14 protein-coding genes and 1 pseudogene are annotated in these 21829 nt (G+C 45.2%); 14 read left to right on the plus strand and 1 reads right to left on the minus strand.

Annotation, left to right across the window (positions count from 1 at the left end):
* Positions 1-48 precede the first annotated feature (48 nt).
* Entirely contained in the window at positions 49-2856 is a 2808-nt protein-coding gene (gene infB / locus B7P33_RS15675) for a translation initiation factor IF-2 (RefSeq protein WP_097443178.1), read from the plus strand.
* A gap of 316 nt (positions 2857-3172) precedes the next feature.
* Here infB and B7P33_RS15680 read toward each other — a convergent pair whose 3' ends face one another.
* Positions 3173-3553, minus strand: coding sequence for an SPOR domain-containing protein (locus B7P33_RS15680; RefSeq protein WP_097443179.1), 381 nt, complete (start codon positions 3551-3553; stop codon positions 3173-3175).
* A 218-nt stretch (positions 3554-3771) separates the two neighbouring features.
* On the opposite strand from B7P33_RS15680, the gene B7P33_RS15685 reads away from it, so the two are divergent.
* From B7P33_RS15685 to ruvA, 13 genes and pseudogenes are all read left to right on the plus strand, one after another.
* Complete coding sequence (locus tag B7P33_RS15685; protein WP_097443180.1) at positions 3772-5115, plus strand: c-type cytochrome; 1344 nt, start codon at positions 3772-3774, stop codon at positions 5113-5115.
* Positions 5116-5150: 35 nt separating this feature from the next.
* Positions 5151-8276: a TAT-variant-translocated molybdopterin oxidoreductase gene (locus B7P33_RS15690; RefSeq protein ID WP_097443181.1), complete on the plus strand. Its 3126-nt coding sequence runs from the start codon at positions 5151-5153 to the stop codon at positions 8274-8276.
* Positions 8277-8315: 39 nt separating this feature from the next.
* A pseudogene (nrfD, locus tag B7P33_RS15695) lies at positions 8316-9716 on the plus strand (NrfD/PsrC family molybdoenzyme membrane anchor subunit); the annotation flags it as partial.
* Positions 9717-9776: 60 nt separating this feature from the next.
* Positions 9777-10301: a DUF3341 domain-containing protein gene (locus B7P33_RS15700; RefSeq protein ID WP_097443182.1), complete on the plus strand. Its 525-nt coding sequence runs from the start codon at positions 9777-9779 to the stop codon at positions 10299-10301.
* Between the two features lie 49 nt (positions 10302-10350).
* The gene (locus B7P33_RS15705) at positions 10351-10908 is read left to right on the plus strand and encodes a c-type cytochrome (RefSeq protein WP_097443183.1); all 558 of its coding nucleotides are present in this window, start codon (positions 10351-10353) and stop codon (positions 10906-10908) included.
* Positions 10909-10926: 18 nt separating this feature from the next.
* Positions 10927-12249 (plus strand): quinol:cytochrome C oxidoreductase, encoded by a 1323-nt coding sequence (locus tag B7P33_RS15710; protein ID WP_097443184.1) that lies wholly within the window; start codon positions 10927-10929, stop codon positions 12247-12249.
* Between the two features lie 30 nt (positions 12250-12279).
* On the plus strand, positions 12280-13338 hold the full coding sequence (locus B7P33_RS15715; protein ID WP_245871816.1) for a cytochrome c oxidase subunit II: 1059 nt from the start codon (positions 12280-12282) through the stop codon (positions 13336-13338).
* Between the two features lie 36 nt (positions 13339-13374).
* A complete protein-coding gene (locus B7P33_RS15720) occupies positions 13375-15162 on the plus strand; it encodes a cytochrome c oxidase subunit I (RefSeq protein WP_097443185.1) in 1788 nt (595 codons plus the stop codon).
* A 113-nt stretch (positions 15163-15275) separates the two neighbouring features.
* Positions 15276-16097, plus strand: a complete 822-nt coding sequence (locus B7P33_RS15725; protein ID WP_097443186.1) for a GIN domain-containing protein — start codon at positions 15276-15278, stop codon at positions 16095-16097.
* Between the two features lie 42 nt (positions 16098-16139).
* A complete protein-coding gene (gene ruvB / locus B7P33_RS15730; protein WP_097443187.1) occupies positions 16140-17165 on the plus strand; it encodes a Holliday junction branch migration DNA helicase RuvB in 1026 nt (341 codons plus the stop codon).
* A 58-nt stretch (positions 17166-17223) separates the two neighbouring features.
* Positions 17224-18162: a tRNA epoxyqueuosine(34) reductase QueG gene (gene queG, locus B7P33_RS15735; protein WP_097443188.1), complete on the plus strand. Its 939-nt coding sequence runs from the start codon at positions 17224-17226 to the stop codon at positions 18160-18162.
* Positions 18163-18273: 111 nt separating this feature from the next.
* Positions 18274-20571: an NADP-dependent malic enzyme gene (locus tag B7P33_RS15740; protein ID WP_097443189.1), complete on the plus strand. Its 2298-nt coding sequence runs from the start codon at positions 18274-18276 to the stop codon at positions 20569-20571.
* Between the two features lie 676 nt (positions 20572-21247).
* The gene (ruvA, locus tag B7P33_RS15745) at positions 21248-21829 is read left to right on the plus strand and encodes a Holliday junction branch migration protein RuvA (protein WP_097443190.1); all 582 of its coding nucleotides are present in this window, start codon (positions 21248-21250) and stop codon (positions 21827-21829) included.

Here is a 21829-nt window from a genome sequence, read left to right on the forward strand (position 1 = left end):
TATATTAGCGCAGAATTTTAGCAGAGGAATACAGGAATAATAGTTTTTATGACGAATAACGCAACGATAAGGCTCAACAAAGTCTTAAGGGAACTTAACATTTCATTGGATAGGGCAGTGGATTTCCTGGCGTCTAAAGGACACGCCATTGAGGCCAGGCCTACCACTAAGATATCCCGTGAGATACATCAGATCCTTTTGGACGAGTTCCAGACGGATATGAGTAAAAAAGTTGCGTCCTTGGAGGTGGGTGAGGAAAAACGCAAAGAGAAAGAGGCGATTCGTCTGCAGCTCGAAAAAGAGCAAGAAGAAAAGCGTATAGCACGCGAAAAGCGTGATGCTTCCAAGGTCATTAAGGCCAAAGCCTCGCTTTCGGGTCCGACTACCGTTGGTAAAATCGACTTAGATGGGGATAAAAAGGTTGAAGAACAGCCTGCACAGCCCGAGCCTAAAGCCGAAACCCCAGTTAAGGAGGAGGCGCCTAAAGAGGAGAAAGTAGCTGAGGTTAAAACGCCTGAGGTAAAGGAAACGCCTAAGCAACCTGAAGCCACCAAGGAAGAGAAAAAGCCTGTGGTTGAAACGCCTAAGGCGGAGGTGAAAAAGCCGGAGCCTGTAAAAGAAGCGGCCGCGGTTAAAAAAGAGGAATCTCCTGCTAAAGAAGAGGCGGCCAAACCGGAAGCTGATAAGCCTCAAGAAGAAAACGGTACCATTAAGACCCAGTATCAAAAGCTGACCGGTCCTAAGATTACGGGTGCTAAAATCGACCTATCGAAATTCGAGCGTCCTAAGAAGAAAAAAGAGGACAATAAAGATGGTGGGGCCGATAAAAAGAAAAAGCGGAAACGTATTGCCGGCAACAAGCCAAGACCTGGAGGTCAGGGCCAAGGCGGTGGTCGATTCAATAAAGGTAAAAAAGGAGGTCAACGTGCCAATAATGCACCTAAGGTTGAACCTACCGAAGAAGAAATCCAAAAGCAGGTACGGGAAACCCTTGAAAAACTTCAAGGTAAATCCAAGAAGGGTAAAGGGGCCAAGTACCGTAGAGATAAGCGTGATCAGCATAGGCAGCAGACCGAAAGGGATCTAGAGCAGCAAGAATTGGAAAGCAAAATCCTAAAGGTAACCGAGTTTGTTACCGTTGGGGAGGTTGCTACCATGATGGATATTCCGAGTACCCAAATTATTGGTACCTGTATGTCCTTAGGTATCATGGTTACCATGAACCAGCGTTTAGATGCCGAGACTTTAACTATCGTGGCCGATGAGTTCGGGTATGAAGTAGAGTTTGTTACTGCTGAAATCGAAGAGTCTATCGTTGAAGAGGTCGATGCTCCAGAAGATTTGCAAGAACGTGCCCCGATCGTTACGGTAATGGGTCACGTAGATCACGGTAAAACCTCTTTACTCGATTATATACGTGAAGAAAATGTTATTGCCGGTGAAAGTGGGGGAATTACCCAGCACATCGGAGCTTATGGTGTTACCTTGGAAAGCGGACAAAAAATTACTTTCTTAGATACACCGGGTCACGAGGCGTTTACTGCAATGCGTGCTAGGGGTGCCCAGGTAACCGATATCGCCATTATCGTAATCGCGGCCGACGACGATATAATGCCGCAAACAAAGGAAGCCATCAGTCACGCGCAAGCGGCAGGGGTGCCAATCGTGTTTGCGATTAACAAGGTCGATAAGCCAACCGCGAATCCCGATAAGATTAAAGAAGGGCTTGCCCAAATGAATTTATTGGTAGAAGATTGGGGTGGTAAGATTCAATCCCATGATATTTCTGCCAAAACCGGTACCGGGGTAAAGGAATTGTTGGAAAAAGTATTGTTGGAGGCCGAACTCTTAGAATTGAAAGCCAATCCTGACAAGCTGGCAACGGGTACCGTGGTAGAAGCCTTCTTGGATAAAGGTAGGGGTTATGTGTCTACTATCTTGGTTCAGGCAGGTACTTTGAAAATCGGTGATTATGTATTGGCCGGTACTACCTCAGGTAAGGTCAAGGCTATGCACGATGAGCGTGGTAATAATGTAAAAGAAGCAGGTCCTTCAAGACCAATTTCCATATTAGGTCTCGATGGTGCGCCTCAGGCCGGTGATAAGTTCAATGTGTTGGAAGATGAGCGTGAAGCCAAGCAGATCGCTTCCAAACGTGCGCAATTGCAACGTGAGCAGAATGTACGTACCCAGCGACATATTACCCTAGACGAAATCGGACGTCGAATTGCCTTGGGCGACTTTAAAGAACTGAATATTATCCTTAAGGGTGATGTGGATGGTTCCGTAGAGGCTTTGACCGATTCCTTCCAGAAATTGTCTACCGACGAAATACAGGTGAATATCATCCATAAGGGTGTTGGGCCAATTACGGAATCCGATGTATTGTTGGCTTCTGCCTCTGATGCGATTATTATCGGGTTTAACGTAAGACCGATGGGTAACGCCAGAATGGTGGCCGATAAAGAGGAAATCGATATCCGTATGTACTCTATCATCTACGATGCGATCAACGATTTGAAAGATGCCATGGAAGGTATGTTGTCGCCAGAGATGAAAGAAGAGATTACCGGTACGGCCGAAATCCGTGAGACCTTTAAGATTTCTAAAATCGGAACCATTGCAGGTTGTATGGTTACCAATGGTAAGATCTTTAGGAACTCGCAAATCCGCCTAATCCGCGATGGTGTTGTAATCTATACCGGAGAGTTGGCGTCCTTGAAGCGCTTTAAAGACGATGTTAAAGAAGTGTCTAAAGGATACGATTGCGGTATGCAGGTGAAGAACTACAACGACATTAAGGAGCTCGATGTTATCGAAGCCTTCCAAGAAGTAGCTGTTAAGAAAAAGCTGTAAGGCTATAACAACTAATAGATGTAAAGTCCTGGTCTTGTACTGGGGCTTTTTTTTTGTGTCTTAAGTTCCCTGCATATTAAAAATTAATAGTTGTTAGGGTAGGTGTTTATTCTGAGATCAATTCAAGTATTTCGACGTTTGGGCTTTCGGAGAGAATGGAGTTTCCGGCTTGGATAGGGAGTGTTTCAATAAATTGTGTAATGAGTTTGCCAAAACCTTGTCAATGATAAAAGTCATTGTTGGTTTTTCAGTAGTTGGGTAGGCCGATAATGGCCACGAAGTTGTTCTGGCTTTTGGGGTAGGGGTTGGCCTGTTTTTAGTCCTTGGTTTTGGTGGCGGGTAATAAGGCCCCGGGAAATTTTTTACGTACCTCGATCAATTGGCGTTCGGCTTCCAATTTGGTGTTGAAGCGCCCGATTTTAACCTTATAGTTAGGTTGGTCAAATGTGATTTTCACGCTCCAGTCCGGAAATTCTACCCGGGCTTCTTCCTTTGCTTTTTGTGAAGCTGCATGTGTGCCCGAGAAGATTTGAATGCGGTAGTAGCCCTTTTCTTTGTTCGATTCGGTGTATAATTCCAAAAGCCTATCGATTTTTGGGTCTTGCTCAATTTCGGTGGTGGCTTCCTGACCGTGGGCCAATTGAAGTCCGCCTAAACAAATTGCGCAATAAACGATTGATAATAAAGGCTTTTTCATGGATGTAAAATTTGTATTACAAAGATAATTTTTTGGGGTTTAAGCCCAGTGAATATAACTTATTTAGACGAATTATAAATTGTGCATTATAAAAGTATTAACATTTCCCATGTGAAGCGTATCACTTATTTTTGTGATCAATTTTAATGGCGGTTACTGCCTGTTTTTTTAGGTATAAGTAATAACCGTGCCAGGATTTCGATTGAAATAACTTTAACATGAAAAAGGTTCTGTACCGTAATCAATTCTCTAACGTTTTAGGTGTCAGTTTAGTAGTATTTCTACTCTTTTCCTCCATGGTTTTTGCCCAAGATGAGGCTGCGGCCGAGGGGGCTGCCGCCGAAGTGGCCGCAACTGGTGGTGATGTAGCTAATGGAAAGAAGCTCTTTAAGCAAAACTGTGCCGCGTGTCACGCTTTAGATCGTAAAATGACTGGTCCTGCCCTTGCCGGTATCTCTGAAAAAAGAGAGCGCGAGTGGTTGTATCAGTGGATTAAAAATAGCCCGGCTATGATTAAGGCGGGTGATCCGGATGCGGTTGCTATATATAATGAGTACAACCAAGCGGCTATGACGCCGTTCCCGACACTTTCCAATCAGGATATTGACGATATTTTGGCTTATGCCGATGCGCCGCCAGAAACACCAAAGGCTGTGGCTGCTGCCCCGGCAGGTGAGGCTGCTGCTCAAGAAGGTGGTGTGACCAATGAATTGATTTTGGCTGTTTTGGCCTTGGTGTTCGGTCTGTTGGTGATGATGTTGGTGTTGGTAAACAAGACCTTGCGTCGTATCGCCGAGGCTAATGGAGTAGATTTATCGCAAGTAGGTGAGGCGCGTATGCCACTTTGGAAGGCGTTCGTTAAGAATCAGTTCTTGGTGTTGGTTTCTGTGGTTTTCTTGTTGTTGATGGGTGCCTATTTCGCTTATGGTTATATGATGCAGATTGGTGTTGATCAAGGGTATGCCCCGGTTCAGCCAATCCATTATTCGCATAAGATTCACGCGGGAGACAATGAGATTGAGTGTAAGTACTGTCACTCTTCTGCTAGGGTTTCCAAGACTTCCGGTATTCCTTCGCTTAATGTGTGTATGAACTGTCACAAGTCTATTTACGAATACAAAGGAAATCCAGAAGGGCCATCTGCTGAAGATATTGCTAACGGGTATACCAATGAGTTCTATACTGGAGAGATCAAGAAATTATACGAAGCTGTTGGATGGGATGAGGAAAACCAGCGTTATACGGGTGAAACCAAACCTGTAGAGTGGGTTCGAGTGCATAACCTACCGGATTTTGCCTACTTCAACCACTCTCAGCACGTTAGTGTGGCTGGTGTAGAGTGTCAAACTTGTCACGGTCCTGTCGAGGAGATGGAGATTATGTATCAATATGCGCCATTGACGATGGGTTGGTGTGTTGATTGTCACCGCGAGACCAATGTTAAGGTTGAGGGTAACGAGTATTACGCCAAGATCCACGAGGAACTTTCCAAAAAGTATGGCGTAGAGAAACTGACCGCGGCCCAAATGGGTGGGTTGGAATGTGGTAAGTGCCACTATTAATTAATAGAACAAGAAGATAATTTCATATATATCGTATGGCTTCAAACAAGAAATATTGGAAAAGTGAGGCGGAGTTAAATCCTAACGATTCCATTGTTGAGACGTTAAAGCAGAACGAGTTCGTTGAGCAAATCCCGGTAGACGAGTTTCTTGGGGATAAAGAAACTTTAGCTTCTAGCTCAACCAATAGGCGTGACTTTTTAAAGTATGTCGGATTCAGTACCGCAGCGGCTTCTTTGGCTGCCTGTGAAGGTCCGGTTAAGAAATCCATTCCTTATGTAGTACAGCCAGAGGAGATCGTGCCTGGGGTGTCTAACTACTATGCTACCACTATAGCTAATGGTTTCGATTTTGCCAGTGTGTTGGTACGTACCCGTGAGGGGCGTCCGATAGCTGTTGGTGCGAATCGCGAGGCCAAAGTAATGGGTAGTGCTAATGCTAGGGTGCACGCTTCCGTGCTTTCGCTATACGATAGTACCCGGCTACAGGGTCCTAAAATAAATGGTGAGGATGCCGATTGGTCCGATTTCGATGCGGGGGTTGTTTCCCAGTTAAAGGCGGCCCAAGCTTCTGGTAAGCAAATCGTATTGTTGACCCAGACCTATGCCAGTCCGTCGGCTTCTAAATTGATTTCAGAGTTCGGTGCCCAGTTCGGTACCGTACGTCATATAGCATACGATGCGGTTTCTGAAGATGCTGCCTTAGATGCTTTTGCTGCCAAATATGGCGAGCGTGCCTTAGCGGATTACGATTTCGCCAAAGCGGATGTTATCGTGTCATTCGGAGCCGATTTCTTGTCGGATTGGAATGGTGGTGGTTACGAAGGTGGTTATGCCAAAGGACGTATTCCAGCAAAAGGAAAAATGTCCAAGCATATCCAGTTCGAGGCCAATATGAGCTTGAGTGGTGCCAATGCCGACAACCGGATTTTGGCAACACCGGCAGTACAAAAGAGGGCTTTGGCTGCTTTGTATGGTAAGTTGACCGGAAGTGCCATTAGTGTCGATCTTCCTGAAAATGTCGCTGCTGCCGTAGATGCTGCCGCGAAACACATTAAAAAAGCTGGTGAGAAAGCGGTTGTAGTTACCGGACTTAATGATGTTAATGCCCAGGCGGTTGTTTTGGCTATTAACGAGCACTTGTCCAGTGCGGCTTTTGATGCCGAAGCGCCAAAATATGTAAGACAAGGTAGTCGTAAAAATGTAGCCCAATTGATCAGCGATATGAATGCTGGTAAGGTTGGGGTATTGGTTATGGATGGGGTCGATCCTTTGTATACCTTGGATAATGCTACGGAATTTGCCGCTGGTTTGGAAAAGGTAGGCTTAAGTGTGGCTTTCTCTCAAAATGCCAATGATACTGCCCAGGCGGTACAGTATGTGGGTGCCGCTTCCAATTATTTAGAGGCTTGGGGCGATGTGCAGATGAAGAAAGGTTTCTATAGCCTTCAGCAACCTGTAATTAAAGAGTTGTTCGATACAAGACAGTTGCAGACTTCACTTTTAAAGTGGATGGGTAACGATACGTCTTACTATCAGTATATAAAAGATAATTGGAATACTTCCATTTTGGGTGGTTTAGATTGGAACCAGGCCTTGCATGATGGGGTGTTTACCGCGCCTATACTTGCTCCTGAGGAAGTAGTTGAGGCTCCTGTTGTAGAAGAGGCTACTGAAGAAGTGGCGGCGCCTTCTGCTGCTGCCCAAGCCAGAAGTTTGGCCAAGGCCAATGCAGATGGTATGGAGTTGGTACTGTATTCCAAAGTGGGAATGGGCGATGGCCAACAGGCCGGAAACCCATGGTTGCAAGAGTTTCCAGATCCTATTTCAAGGGTGTCTTGGGATAACTATGTTACCGTTTCCAAAGCCGATGCCGAAGCTATGGGGCTTGTTAATGAGCATGTAGCCAATGGCGGTTTGGATGGTAGCTATGTAAATATGACCGTAAATGGCGCAACTTTAGAAAATGTGCCGGTAATTATACAGCCAGGTCAGGCTCCAGGTTCTGTTGGTCTTTCCTTCGGATATGGAAGAAAAGCCGGGCTTAAGGTTGAGATGCAACAAGGGGTGAATGCCTACGCCTTGTATGCTGGAGGTGTGGCCGAGCAGTCGGTTAGCCTTGAAAAAGTAGGTGGCATGCACGAGTTTGCCTGTGTGCAGTTGCACAAGACCTTAATGGGTCGTGGCGATATCGTAAAAGAAACCACCCTTGAAATTTTCAATACTAAGAAAGCTGCGGAGTGGAATGTGAAACCAGAGGTTTCCCGTGACCACGCCATGATTCCTGCTTCTTCTCCGGAAGCCGATATGTGGGATAGCTTCGATCGTAGTATTGGGCATCACTTTAACCTTTCTATCGATTTAAATGCTTGTACTGGTTGTGGTGCTTGTGTTATCGCCTGTCATGCTGAGAACAATGTTCCTGTCGTAGGTAAACAAGAGGTTAGGGTATCCCGTGATATGCACTGGTTGCGTATCGATAGGTATTATTCGTCCGAAGATACCTTCGCTGCCGATGATCATAAGAAAGAAAGTTTTGAAGGCTTGTCCGGTGATAAAGGAAGTTTGGGAGGATTCGGTGAGTTGGAAGATCCATCTGCCAATCCACAGGTAGCTTTCCAGCCGGTAATGTGTCAGCACTGTAACCATGCGCCTTGTGAGACGGTTTGTCCGGTTGCTGCAACTTCGCACGGTCGTCAAGGTCAGAACCATATGGCCTATAACCGTTGTGTGGGTACTCGTTACTGTGCTAACAACTGTCCGTATAAAGTACGTCGCTTCAACTGGTTCTTGTATAACGACAATGACGAGTTCGATTTCCATATGAACAACGACCTTGGTAAAATGGTCTTGAACCCCGATGTAACCGTGCGTTCCCGTGGGGTTATGGAAAAATGTTCTTTCTGTATCCAGGCTACCCAGGCCATCATTCTTCAAGCGAAGCGTGAAGGTAGGCCGGTTGCCAAAGGTGAGTTTAACAATGCCGTGGCTTGTTCTGCAGCCTGTGATACGGGTGCTATGCGTTTCGGTGATGTAAATGAGGAAGGAAGCGTAATCGCTGATCTTGTTGCCGATGACAGGGCCTACCACTTGTTGGAGCATGTCGGAACCAAGCCTAACGTAGTGTACCAAGTTAAAGTAAGGAACACTACTGAAGCATAATCGAAAAAGAATAAAGGAAACGTAATTATAAAATAAATTATGGCGTCGCATTACGAAGCACCTATACGTAAACCGCTTGTAACCGGAGATAAAGGCTACCACGATGTAACCGTGGATATCGTTGCTCCGGTAGAGGGTAAGGCCAATAAACAATGGTGGTTGGTCTTTTCCATTGCCTTGGTTGCCTTTTTATGGGGTCTAGGGTGTATTATCTACACCGTATCTACCGGTATCGGAACTTGGGGATTGAACAAAACAGTAGGCTGGGCCTGGGATATTACCAACTTCGTTTGGTGGGTAGGTATCGGTCACGCTGGTACGCTGATTTCGGCGGTATTGCTTTTGTTCCGTCAGAAATGGAGAATGGCGATTAACCGTTCTGCGGAGGCTATGACAATTTTCTCTGTAATCCAGGCGGGTCTTTTCCCAATTATCCACATGGGTCGCCCGTGGTTAGGATACTGGGTATTGCCAGTGCCAAACCAATTCGGGAGCCTTTGGGTGAACTTTAACTCGCCGCTTCTTTGGGACGTATTCGCGATTTCTACCTACCTATCGGTTTCTTTAGTGTTCTGGTGGACAGGTCTTCTACCAGATTTCGCCATGATCCGTGATAGGGCCGTAAAGCCTTTCCAAAAGAAAATATACAGCTTGCTAAGTTTCGGTTGGTCCGGTAGGGCCAAAGACTGGCAACGATTTGAAGAGGTGTCCTTGGTATTGGCCGGTTTGGCAACGCCATTGGTACTTTCTGTACACACCATTGTATCGTTTGACTTTGCTACCTCTGTAATTCCAGGATGGCACACCACCATTTTCCCACCTTACTTCGTTGCGGGTGCGATCTTCTCTGGTTTCGCCATGGTAAACACCTTGTTGATCATTATGCGTAAAGTGGTAAGTCTTGAGAATTACATTACCCTACAGCACATCGAATTGATGAACATCGTAATCATGATTACCGGTTCTATCGTTGGTTGTGCCTATATCACCGAGCTTTTTATTGCTTGGTACTCCGGTGTGGAATATGAGCAGTATGCTTTCTTGAACAGGGCTACCGGACCTTACGCTTGGGCGTACTGGGCCATGATGACCTGTAACGTGTTCTCGCCACAGTTTATGTGGATTCCGAAGTTGAGAAGAAGTATCATGTTCTCTTTCATTATCTCTATTGTAGTGAACATAGGTATGTGGTTCGAGCGTTTCGTAATTATCGTAACCTCTTTGCACCGCGATTACCTACCATCTTCTTGGACCATGTTCTCGCCAACCTTTGTAGATATCGGGATCTTTATTGGAACAATCGGATTCTTCTTCGTACTCTTCCTATTGTATGCACGTACCTTCCCGGTAATCGCACAGGCAGAGGTGAAGTCTATCTTGAAGTCTTCAGGAGAAAAATATAAGAAACTAAGGGAGGCCGGTGAGCCCACCTATACCATGACCACCAATGGGGTAGTGAACGATCTAACCCAAGGGTCTAATAACGAAAAGCAGTAAAAAATGGCAGCATCTAAAGTAGTACAGGCATTTTTTAACGACGACGAGGTTTTGATGAAGGCCGTAAAAAAGGTCAAGTCGGAAAACCATCATATCGAAGAGATTTATTGTCCGTTCCCAGTTCACGGCCTAGACAAGGCTATGGGCTTGGAAGGTACCCGAATCGCTATTATGTCCTTCATTTATGGATGTATCGGATTGACTGTCGCGATTACCATGATCAATTATATCATGATTGCCGATTGGCCTCAGGATATTGGAGGTAAGCCTAGTTTTAGCTATTTGGAGAATATGCCGGCCTTTGTACCGGTAATGTTCGAGTTAACGGTTTTCTTTGCGGCCCACTTAATGGTGATCACCTTTTATATGCGATCTAAGCTGTGGCCTTTTAAAGAAGCTGAAAACCCTGATGTAAGGACTACCGATGATCATTTCTTGATGGAAATTCCCGTACACGGAGACCATCAGGGGTTAACCGATATGTTGTTGGCCCACGGTGCCGTTGAGATCAACATCACTGAAAAGTAGTAAGCCAAGGTCAAAAGACCGGAACTAGTATAAAAACAAAATTGAACTGATGAATACAGTAATGAAATATGGGTTTCTTTTAGGATTGGTAGCCGTGTTGGCTTCTTGTGCCGATTCGAACCGTCCTAACTACCAGTTCTTCCCGAATATGTATGAGTCTGTAAGCTACGAGCCCTACCAGCAAGTAGAATTCCTGCCAGGTACCATGGAAGCTATGGAGCCGGTAGAAGGAACGATTGCCCGTGGGTATATGCCATACAAATTCAGCAATAGCCCAGAAGACCGTGCCTTGGCCAAATTGGATCCAAGTCCTTTAGATTCCTTGAATATGGAGAAAAACCTAAAGGTAGGTAAAGAGCTTTACGATATCTATTGCGCCGTTTGTCACGGTGCCAAAGGTGACGGTAACGGTATTTTGGTAGAGCGCGAAAAAATATTGGGTGTACCTTCTTATGGAGATGCCGGTAGGGAAATTACCGTGGGTGGTACCTACCATACTATCTATTACGGATTGAACTCCATGGGATCCTATGCCAACCAATTGAATCCAACCGAGCGCTGGCAAGTGTCGGAATACGTGGTGAAATTGAAAAATGATTTAAAATAATATCTATATACTGATCGTATGTATACCTTTTCGAGTAAGCTTAAAATAGCCTCATTTGTTTTAATGATCGTAGGTGCCTTGGCCATAGGTTATGGCTTTTTGTCGTCTCCTTCTACTGTTGAGGAAGCCAAGGCCTTGGTTGCTGCCCACGACGATGGTCATGGCGATGCCCATGCCGCACCGGCCGCTCATGGAGAACATGCTTCTGCCGAGGCCCACGACGACGGACATAGCGCTGAGCACGATGCCCACCTTTTGAGCCAATTTAAAAACAGGCCTTGGGCCGCCTTGTATGTAGGCGCCTTCTTCTTTATGATGATCGCTTTGGGCGTTTTGGCCTTTTATGCCATTCAAAGGGCCGCCCAGGCGGGATGGTCACCCTTACTTTTCCGGGTTATGGAAAGTATAACCTCCTATATCGTACCTGGCGGGATTATCGTATTCGTGATTTTGGTACTTTCAGGTATGCATATGAACCACCTTTTCGTGTGGATGGATGCCGATGTAGTGGCTAACGATCACTTGTTACAAGGAAAACAAGGGTATTTGAACGTACCTTTCTTCTTAATCCGCGCCGCTGTATATTTAGCGGGTTGGATCGCTTACCGTACCATTTCTAGGAAATTATCCCTAAAGCAGGATAATGCCGAGGATACCAAAAGCTACCGAATGAACTTTAAGGTTTCTGCCGGATTCTTGGTATTCTTCTTGGTTTCTGAGTCCATGATGTCTTGGGACTGGATTATGAGTGTAGATCCGCACTGGTTCTCTACGCTTTTCGGATGGTATGTATTTGCCTCTATGTTCGTTTCCGGTATTACCGTAATCGCCATGGTAACCATCTACTTAAAATCTAAAGGATATTTAGAGCAAGTGAACAATAGCCATATCCACGATTTGGCCAAGTTCATGTTCGGTATCTCTATCTTCTGGACTTACCTATGGTTCTCACAGTTTATGTTGATTTGGTATTCCAACATTCCGGAAGAGGTAACTTATTTCATTACAAGGATCGAAGATTATAAACTACCCTTCTTTGGAATGGTAGCCTTGAATTTCATCTTCCCATTGTTGGTGTTGATGAACAGTGACTACAAGCGTATCAACTGGTTCGTTATCATGACCGGTCTGATCATCCTTTTCGGTCACTATATAGATATTTTCAATATGATTATGCCTGCTACCGTAGGAGATCAATGGGGTATCGGTGTACCTGAGATCGGGGCCGTGCTTTTCTTTGCCGGAGCCTTTATCTTTACCGTGTTCACCACCCTTACCAAAGCACCATTAGTGCCTAAAGGGAACCCGTTTATTGAAGAAAGTAAGCATTTTCATTATTAATCAGTAGTTAAGAATAATACAGACGTACCAATGGTTTCAACCTTATTGACATTATCTGTTTTGGTTTTGGTGGGCATCGCCATCTGGCAGATGACCAAAATCTTCGAATTGTCCCAGTTCCAAACAGAGAACTCGCAAGTAGCCAATGATAAGGACAACAAAATGAACGGATATTTGATGTTCGCTTTCCTTATCTTCATCTATGGTATTACCATTTTCAGCTTGGTAAAGTACACCAAGGTCCTTTTGCCTGAAGCAGCCTCTGCCCACGGAAGTGATTATGACACTTTGATGTGGATTTCGATGGCCATCATCTTCTTTGTACAGACCCTTACCCAAGCGCTTTTACATTACTTTGCTTATAAATATCACGGTAAAGAAGGTCGTAAGGCCTTGTTCTTCGCCGACAACGATAAATTAGAGCTTATTTGGACCATTATTCCGGTAATTACCTTGGCTGGTCTTATCCTTTACGGATTGTATACTTGGACCGAGATTATGTTCGATAATGCCGAAGACGATCCCATTACCATCGAATTGTATGCCCAACAGTTTAACTGGACGGCCCGTTATGCCGGTGAGGATAATGTTTTGGGTGATGCCAATGTTCGCTTGATCGATATCGATAACGCCAATATCTTGGGTATCGATACCGCCGATCCGAATGCCAATGACGATGTTATCGTTAAGGAAATACATATTCCGGTCGGGAGAAAAGTACACTTTAAAATGCGTTCGCAAGACGTGTTGCACTCCGCTTATTTCCCACACTTCCGTGCACAAATGAACTGTGTGCCCGGAATGGTGACCGAATTCGCTTTTACCCCTACCATCACTACGGCCGATATGCGTCAAAAGAAAGAAATTCAGGATAAGGTAAAACGAATTAATGCCATCCGTGCCGAAAAAGCGGCCAAAGGTGAGCCTAATTCAGATCCATGGGAATTTGATTACGTATTGCTATGTAACAAGATCTGTGGTAAATCGCACTACAATATGCAAATGCGTATCGTAGTAGAGACCGAAGAAGAATATAACAAATGGATGGCCGAACAATCTACTTTCGGTAAGAGTATCGCCGCCAACTAAGAAAGAGTATTAGCTAACAGAATATAACTAATAGATATGTCAGGAGCACATGATCATCACCATAAAGAGACTTTTATAACAAAGTACATCTTTAGCCTGGATCATAAAATGATTTCCAAGCAATACCTGATTACAGGCCTTATTATGGGCTTTATCGGAATTGCGATGTCTTTATTGTTCAGGATGCAGTTGGCTTGGCCAGGTGAATCTTTTCCGATTTTCGAGACCCTTTTGGGTAAATGGGCACCGGGTGGTGTTATGGATGCCGACGTGTATCTGGCCTTGGTAACCATTCACGGTACCATAATGGTATTCTTTGTATTGACCGCCGGATTAAGTGGTACCTTTAGTAACTTGTTGATTCCGTTGCAGATTGGGGCCCGTGATATGGCTTCCGGACTATTGAACATGATTTCGTACTGGTTGTTTTTCCTGTCCAGTGTTATCATGATCATCTCCTTGTTCGTTGAAGCAGGACCTGCTGCAGCCGGTTGGACGATTTATCCGCCGCTATCGGCCTTGCCACAGGCACAAGGTGGTTCCGGAATGGGTATGACCCTTTGGTTGGTATCCATGGCCATCTTCATCGCTTCATCACTCTTAGGTTCCTTGAACTATATCGTAACGGTATTGAATTTGCGTACCAAAGGTATGAGCATGACGCGTTTGCCTTTGACCATTTGGGCCTTTTTCGTAACCGCGGTAATCGGTGTGGTTTCTTTCCCGGTACTATTATCAGCTGCCTTGCTGTTGATCATGGATAGAAGCTTTGGTACTTCTTTCTTCCTTTCGGATATCTTTATCCAAGGTGAGGTATTGCACTACCAAGGTGGTTCACCCGTATTGTTCGAGCATTTATTCTGGTTCCTAGGTCACCCTGAGGTATATATCGTATTGTTACCGGCCTTGGGTATTACTTCCGAAGTAATGTCTACCAATGCGCGTAAACCTATTTTCGGTTACCGTGCCATGGTTGCCTCTATTTTGGCCATTGCTTTCTTATCTACGATTGTATGGGGTCACCATATGTTCGTATCCGGAATGAATCCGTTCCTAGGGTCTGTATTTACCTTTACAACTCTTTTGATCGCTATTCCTTCTGCGGTTAAAGCCTTTAACTATATTACTACCTTATGGAAGGGTAACCTGCAGATGAACCCTGCCATGTTATTCTCTATCGGTTTGGTTTCTACCTTTATAACAGGTGGTCTTACCGGTATCATCCTTGGGGATAGTACCTTGGATATTAACGTGCATGATACGTATTTCGTGGTAGCTCACTTCCACTTGGTAATGGGTATTTCCGCATTATACGGTTTATTCGCTGGAGTGTACCACTGGTTCCCTAAGATGTACGGGCGTATGTTGAACAAAAATCTTGGGTTTATCCACTTCTGGATTACCGCAGTCTGTGCCTATGGGGTATTCTTCCCAATGCACTTTGTGGGTATGGCGGGTGTACCACGTCGTTACTATGAGAACACCGCTTTCCCTATGTTCGACGATTTGACCGATGTGCAGATTTTGATAACTACTTTCGCCATTATCGCCGGATTTGCCCAGTTGGTGTTCGTTTACAACTTTATCCATTCTATTTTCTACGGAAAGCCTGCTACACAGAATCCGTGGAAATCGAATACTATGGAATGGACGACGCCGGTTGAGCGTATCCACGGAAACTGGCCAGGTGAAATTCCTGAAGTTCACCGTTGGGCTTATGATTATAGTAAGACCAATAAAGATGGGGAGTATGTAATCCCCGGTCAGGATTTTGTGCCGCAGACCGTGCCATTGCAAGATAATGAAGAGGAAATGCATCACTAAGATCGATGTATCCAAAATAAAGAAGGGCTTCCGTTTCGGAGGCCCTTTTCGTTTTACGTAACTTTTTGATTAGTTTGGTGTCTTAATGGTAACAGAAGTATAAATCACGAGATATGAAAGCCAAAATAACGATACTACTGGCCCTTGGTGTGGGTTTGCTCACCTTCGGTCAAAAGAAACCCAGTATTAAAGGAAGCAGGGTTGTGGTACAACAGGAAACCGATCTAAACGCCTTCCATACGGTACGTTTGGAAGACGAGCTGGAAATCACCCTAAAAAAAGGGGGAGAAGGTGTTTTCGTAAATGCCGACGATAACCTTCATGAGTTATTGAATTTCGATGTTACCGATAGCATACTTACCATAAGTTGTTTTTACAAAATAAAAGGTAAGAAGAAACTCGAGATCAATGTATCCTATAAATCCTTGAAGAAGCTGCATATCATTCAAGGTACCCTAAAAACCGTATCCCCGATCGATTCAGATAAGGTAGCAGTCCTTATTTCAGATAATGGTCGTTTTGAAGGCGAGGTGCATGGCGATTTGGTTACTTGGGAAATGATGGACAATGCCCGGGCCAAAGCCCAGATAAAAGCCGATAGCTTATCGTTGGCATTAACCGATAAGATTGTATTGGATGGCGTGGTAGATGCCCAAGAAATTGCAGGTAACCTACAAGGCAATGCCAAATGCGACCTTACGGGTACGGTACATAGTACGACAATGCAGCTACAGGGAAATGCCTCGGCGCGTATGGAAAAGTGTATTGCCGAGATGGCCAAACTTACCCTTGGGGGTAAGTCCGATGTTCGCGTGCAGGCCAACCAGCAATTGAATTTAGAATTATCGGGGAGCAGCAGGACCGAAGTTTATGGCGAACCTGCCATTACCCTGAACGGATTCTTCGATACCGCACAGTTACTGAAGAAGAATTAGAGGTGGCTATCTAAACCAGCCTTTTCCTTTATATTTGTGGGTATGAACGAGCACTTAGATCCCACATCGGCCCATTTTTCCCATGAGGAAATGGATATTGAAAGGGCCTTACGTCCTTTAAGTTTTGACGATTTTACGGGACAGGAACAGGTGCTCGAAAACCTTAAGGTATTCGTAGAGGCCGCCAATATGCGTGGCGAGGCCTTGGACCATACCTTGTTCCATGGCCCTCCCGGTTTGGGAAAGACAACCTTGGCCCATATTTTGGCCAATGAATTGGGGGTGGGGATCAAAATTACCTCAGGCCCGGTTTTGGACAAACCCGGTGATTTGGCGGGTCTTTTGACCAATCTCCAGGAGCGCGATGTGCTTTTTATAGACGAAATCCATAGGTTGAGCCCAGTGGTTGAAGAATACCTCTATTCGGCCATGGAAGACTATAAGATTGATATCATGATCGAATCGGGTCCCAATGCGAGAACGGTGCAGATTCATTTAGCGCCATTTACCTTAATCGGCGCCACAACAAGATCCGGATTGCTTACCGCACCTATGCGTGCCCGTTTTGGAATCCAGAGCCGATTACAATACTACAGTACCGAATTATTGGCGACTATTGTGGATCGTTCTGCCGAAATATTAAAAGTTCCTATTGATTATGAAGCCGCCATCGAAATCGCGGGCCGATCTAGGGGAACCCCACGTATCTGTAACGCACTCTTGCGCCGGGTACGTGATTTTGCCCAAATCAAAGGGAACGGACATATCGATATGGCCATTGCCAAGTATGGTTTAAAGGCGCTGAACGTAGATGCCCACGGCCTCGATGAAATGGACAATAAGATATTGGCCACCATTATCGATAAATTCAAAGGCGGACCTGTAGGGATGAGTACTTTGGCCACGGCCGTTTCGGAGAGTGGGGAAACTTTGGAAGAGGTATACGAACCCTTTTTGATACAACAAGGCTTTATCGTACGTACCCCGCGCGGTCGCGAGGTAACGGAACTGGCCTATAAACACCTAGGCCGATCCCGCGGCGACATTCAAGGTGGGTTGTTTGGGTAATCTTGTCAATGCACTGTCATTTCGACCTTGGGGAGAAATCACATAAAAAGGGAGCACCATCAACCTAAAACAAACCTATAGCGACCTGATCAAAACCGAAGCCAAACGCCTCGGGTTTTTGGCATGTGGCGTCTCCAAAGCAGATTTTTTGGAAGAAGAGGCCCCGCGATTGGAACAATGGCTCCAAAAAGGCATGCACGGCCAAATGGGGTATATGGAAAACCATTTTGATAAACGCCTCGATCCCCGAAAATTGGTGCCGGGGGCCAAATCGGTGGTTTCCTTGTTGTTAAATTACTTTCCAGAGAACCAGCAGCGCCAAGATGCCTACAAAATCTCGAAATATGCTTATGGCCAAGATTACCACCATGTGATCAAAGGGAAACTACGTGAATTGCATCATTTTATAACTACCGAAATCGGGGAGGTCGGCGGAAGGGCTTTTGTAGATTCGGCCCCGGTACTCGATAAGGCCTGGGCGGCCAAAAGTGGTTTGGGCTGGATTGGTAAACACTCCAACCTTTTGAGTAAACAAACCGGCTCTTTTTATTTTATTGCCGAACTTATTTTAGATCTAGACTTGGAACCCGATGGGCCTACTACCGATCATTGCGGCCAGTGTACCGCCTGTATCGATGCTTGCCCTACCCAAGCGATCGTGGCGCCCTATGTGGTCGATGGATCGCGATGTATTTCTTATTTCACCATAGAGTTAAAAGAAGCTATCCCTGCCGAATTCAAAAACCAACTAGACGACTGGATGTTCGGCTGCGATGTTTGCCAGGATGTTTGTCCGTGGAACCGTTTTGCTACCCCCCATAACCAATCCGAATTTGAACCGCATCCGGATTTACTGAACATGGGCAAGTCCGATTGGGACGAAATTACCGAAGAAGTATTCCGGACCGTTTTTAAAAAATCCGCTGTAAAACGCACCAAATTCTCCGGGCTCACCCGAAACATCCGATTTCTGCATAACCACCAAAATGGGAAGTAGAGGTTTTTGAATCGTTGATAATAAATAGGTTATAGATCTAGGTGCAAAGGGGTAGTTTTCGATTCCTCCATTCTATAGAGAACCGTACCTTTGCAGCTTAATCCGTCGGATATGAATGAGCAGCAGAAAAGGAGACAGGCTTTGGTATACCATGCCAAACCCCAACCTGGAAAAATAAAGATAGTACCCACCAAACCTTACGCGACCCAAATGGATCTTGCCTTGGCCTATTCCCCCGGGGTGGCCGAGCCTTGTTTGGAAATCGCCAAAGACGTAGAAAACGTATATCGTTATACCGCCAAAGGAAATATGGTGGCCATTATCTCGAATGGAACTGCGGTTTTGGGCTTGGGCGATATTGGCCCGGAAGCTTCCAAGCCGGTTATGGAAGGCAAAGGCCTGCTGTTCAAGATTTTTGCCGATATAGATGGAATCGATATCGAGCTCGATACCAAAGATGTAGATAAGTTCGTAGAGACCGTAAAAACCATAGCTCCTACTTTTGGGGGTATCAACTTGGAAGACATTAAAGCGCCGGAAGCCTTTGAGATCGAACGGCGCCTTAAAGAAGAGCTTGATATTCCGGTCATGCACGACGATCAGCACGGTACGGCCATTATCTCGGCGGCCGCATTATTGAATGCAGCGGAATTGGCCGGTAAAAAAATGGCAGACCTAAAGATCGTGATCAGTGGGGCAGGGGCTGCGGCTATTTCCTGCTCTAGGCTTTATAAGGCATTCGGTACCCGTGCCGAGAATATGGTAATGTTGGATAGTAAAGGGGTTATCCGACAAGATCGTGAGAACCTTACCAAGGAAAAGGAAGAGTTCGCTACCCATAGAAAAATAGATACCCTAGAAGAAGCGATGGTAAATGCCGATGTATTTATCGGACTTTCCATTGCCGATATCGTGAGTCCGGCCATGCTCGAATCTATGGCCAAAGACCCTATTGTTTTCGCCATGGCCAATCCGAACCCTGAGATTGCCTACGATTTGGCCTGTAAGACCCGTAAAGATATTATCATGGCAACGGGGCGTTCCGATCACCCGAACCAGGTGAACAATGTATTGGGCTTCCCTTTTATTTTCAGGGGTGCCTTGGATGTGAGGGCCACCAAGATCAATGAAGAAATGAAAATGGCCGCGGTACGGGCCTTGGCCGAATTGGCCAAAGAACCAGTACCGGAGCAAGTGAATATTGCCTATGGTGAAAAAAGCCTAGGTTTTGGTACCGAGTATATTATCCCGAAACCGTTTGATCCTCGCTTAATATCGACCATTCCACTAGCGGTGGCCAAAGCGGCTATAGAAAGTGGCGTGGCCCAGGCACCAATTGAAGACTGGGATCGTTACGAAGAAGAATTGCTAAAACGCTCGGGTAGTGACAATAAAGTGGTTCGTCTTATGCACAACCGTGCTAAACTGAACCCGAAGAAAATCATCTTTGCCGAGGCCGATAACCTCGACGTACTAAAAGCCGCCCAAACGGTTTACGACGAAGGTATCGCCACACCGATCCTTTTGGGGAATCGTGAGATTATTGAAGAGCTACAACAAGAAATAGGGTTCGATGGCGAGTGTATGATCATCGATCCCCATATGGATGAATCCAAGGCGACCCGAGAACGTTATGCCCAAAAATTCTTTGAGCAGCGTAACCGCAGGGGTGTCACCTTATACCAGGCCCAGATTAAGATGCGCGAACGCAACTATTTTGGTTCCATGATGGTGCTCGAAGGGGAGGCCGATGGAATGGTTTCCGGATATACCCGGGCCTATTCTACCGTAATCAAACCTATTTTTGAAGTCATCGGTCGTGCCAAAGGGGTTGAGAAAGTGGCCACCGTAAACATTATGGTTACCGATAAAGGGCCTTTGTTATTGGCCGATACCTCTATAAACATAGACCCAAGTTCGGAAGATATTGCCGAAATCGCCAAAATGACGGCCAATGTAGGTAAAGCCTTTGGTTTTGATCCGGCCATGGCCTTGTTATCTTACGCCAACTTTGGCTCTTCCAACCATCCGAATGCCATAAAAATGAGAAGGGCGGTTAAGCAGTTACATGAAGAATGTCCCGATTTGGCGGTAGATGGTGAAATCCAAATCGATTTTGCCTTGAATAGGGAGCTAAGTCAAAGTCAGTTTCCCTTTTCACGATTGGCTGGTAAAAAGGCCAATACCCTTATTTTTCCGAATTTGGAGTCGGCCAACATTACTTATAAACTTCTAAAGGAGGTGAATAAAGCCGATTCGATCGGACCTATTATGATGGGGTTACGCAAATCGGTGCACGTGTTACAATTAGGTGCCAGTGTCGATGAAATCGTTAATATGGCAGCTGTAGCCGTAATCGATGCCCAGGAACGTGAGAAACGTAAAAAAGCCCATTTGAATAAACAATAGGATTTTTAAGTACGAGGTTCGGACTTGGAAATTGGAATAGGGAGATTTTTTCAATGTACCAATGTAACCATGTATCGATTAAGCAATTGGTCAATTTGATGATGTATCAATTTGAAAATGGGTGCGAAAAGTACGAGTTTGGTAGTACGAAGTTCAAGGGACTTTTTTGATTGAAAATTGATTATAGCTGATTGATTAATGTGGTACTGTAAAACTGTAGAATCGTTTAAAGAACTCTCTGTGCCACTCTGCGCCTTCTCAGTGAAACTCTGTGTAACAATCTGTTTTTGGGGTCACTTCGGGGGCTAAAACATCCCCTTGGGGGATTAAGGGGGATATTCGTGTCAGCTTCTTCAATGTATCGATTTATCAATGTACCGATGAAGCAATGTACAATGTAACCGCGTGGTGATTTGAAAATTTGAAAATGAAGTTGGATTACGAAGTTGGTTGTACGGGTAAATCGATTAATGAATATTCTGCAATGCGCCAGTGTTCCAAAACACCAGTGAATTTGGTTGATCTAACCTTCAAGGCATGGGGCTTCTCATGTAAATTGAGAAGATAAACCATAAACGCTAAACATATAAACCAATAATACCATTGGGTTCCTTAGATTTGTAGTTCAGACGATTCTTTGTCAATTTCGATTAGCTAACCCAAAACAAGTATCCCCATGATCACCCATCTCAACGGAAAACTCGTAGAAAAGAACCCAACTTTTGTAGTTTTAGAATGTAGTGGGGTGGGCTATTATGTGAATATTTCCCTGAATACCTTTTCCAAGATTCCGGATCGAGAAAACCTGCGTTTACTTACCCATTTACAGATAAAGGAAGATGCCCACACGCTTTTTGGGTTTATGGATGAGGGCGAACGCGCCATGTTCCGTTTGCTAATTTCCATTTCGGGTATAGGTGCTAGTACGGCCCGAACTATGTTGTCATCTTTAAGTCCTGAGCAAGTTCGCGATGCTATCTTAAGCGATAATGTAGGCCAGATTCAATCTGTAAAAGGCATTGGTGCCAAAACGGCCCAAAGGGTAATTATAGAGTTAAAAGACAAAGTACTCAAATTGCCCGAAATGGGCGAAGTTTCCACTGTTACAAACAATACAAATAAAGATGAAGCGTTATCTGCTTTAGAAGTCCTTGGCTTTGCCCGAAAACAGGCGCAAAAGGTCGTGGACAAGATCGCTGGCGAAGATCCTTCCCTAAAGGTGGAGGAGCTGATAAAGCTGGCGCTTAAAAATTTGTGA

It is taken from the genome of Sediminicola luteus (genome assembly GCF_002514735.1).
Classification (GTDB): Bacteria; Bacteroidota; Bacteroidia; order Flavobacteriales; family Flavobacteriaceae; genus HQA918.

Coding starts and splice junctions, on each gene's coding strand:
- infB (WP_097443178.1), top strand. CDS start 49: ATGACGAATAACGCAACGATAAGGCTCAACAAAGTCTTAAGGGAACTT.
- B7P33_RS15680 (WP_097443179.1), bottom strand. CDS start 3,553: ATGAAAAAGCCTTTATTATCAATCGTTTATTGCGCAATTTGTTTAGGC.
- B7P33_RS15685 (WP_097443180.1), top strand. CDS start 3,772: ATGAAAAAGGTTCTGTACCGTAATCAATTCTCTAACGTTTTAGGTGTC.
- B7P33_RS15690 (WP_097443181.1), top strand. CDS start 5,151: ATGGCTTCAAACAAGAAATATTGGAAAAGTGAGGCGGAGTTAAATCCT.
- B7P33_RS15700 (WP_097443182.1), top strand. CDS start 9,777: ATGGCAGCATCTAAAGTAGTACAGGCATTTTTTAACGACGACGAGGTT.
- B7P33_RS15705 (WP_097443183.1), top strand. CDS start 10,351: ATGAATACAGTAATGAAATATGGGTTTCTTTTAGGATTGGTAGCCGTG.
- B7P33_RS15710 (WP_097443184.1), top strand. CDS start 10,927: ATGTATACCTTTTCGAGTAAGCTTAAAATAGCCTCATTTGTTTTAATG.
- B7P33_RS15715 (WP_245871816.1), top strand. CDS start 12,280: ATGGTTTCAACCTTATTGACATTATCTGTTTTGGTTTTGGTGGGCATC.
- B7P33_RS15720 (WP_097443185.1), top strand. CDS start 13,375: ATGTCAGGAGCACATGATCATCACCATAAAGAGACTTTTATAACAAAG.
- B7P33_RS15725 (WP_097443186.1), top strand. CDS start 15,276: ATGAAAGCCAAAATAACGATACTACTGGCCCTTGGTGTGGGTTTGCTC.
- ruvB (WP_097443187.1), top strand. CDS start 16,140: ATGAACGAGCACTTAGATCCCACATCGGCCCATTTTTCCCATGAGGAA.
- B7P33_RS15740 (WP_097443189.1), top strand. CDS start 18,274: ATGAATGAGCAGCAGAAAAGGAGACAGGCTTTGGTATACCATGCCAAA.
- ruvA (WP_097443190.1), top strand. CDS start 21,248: ATGATCACCCATCTCAACGGAAAACTCGTAGAAAAGAACCCAACTTTT.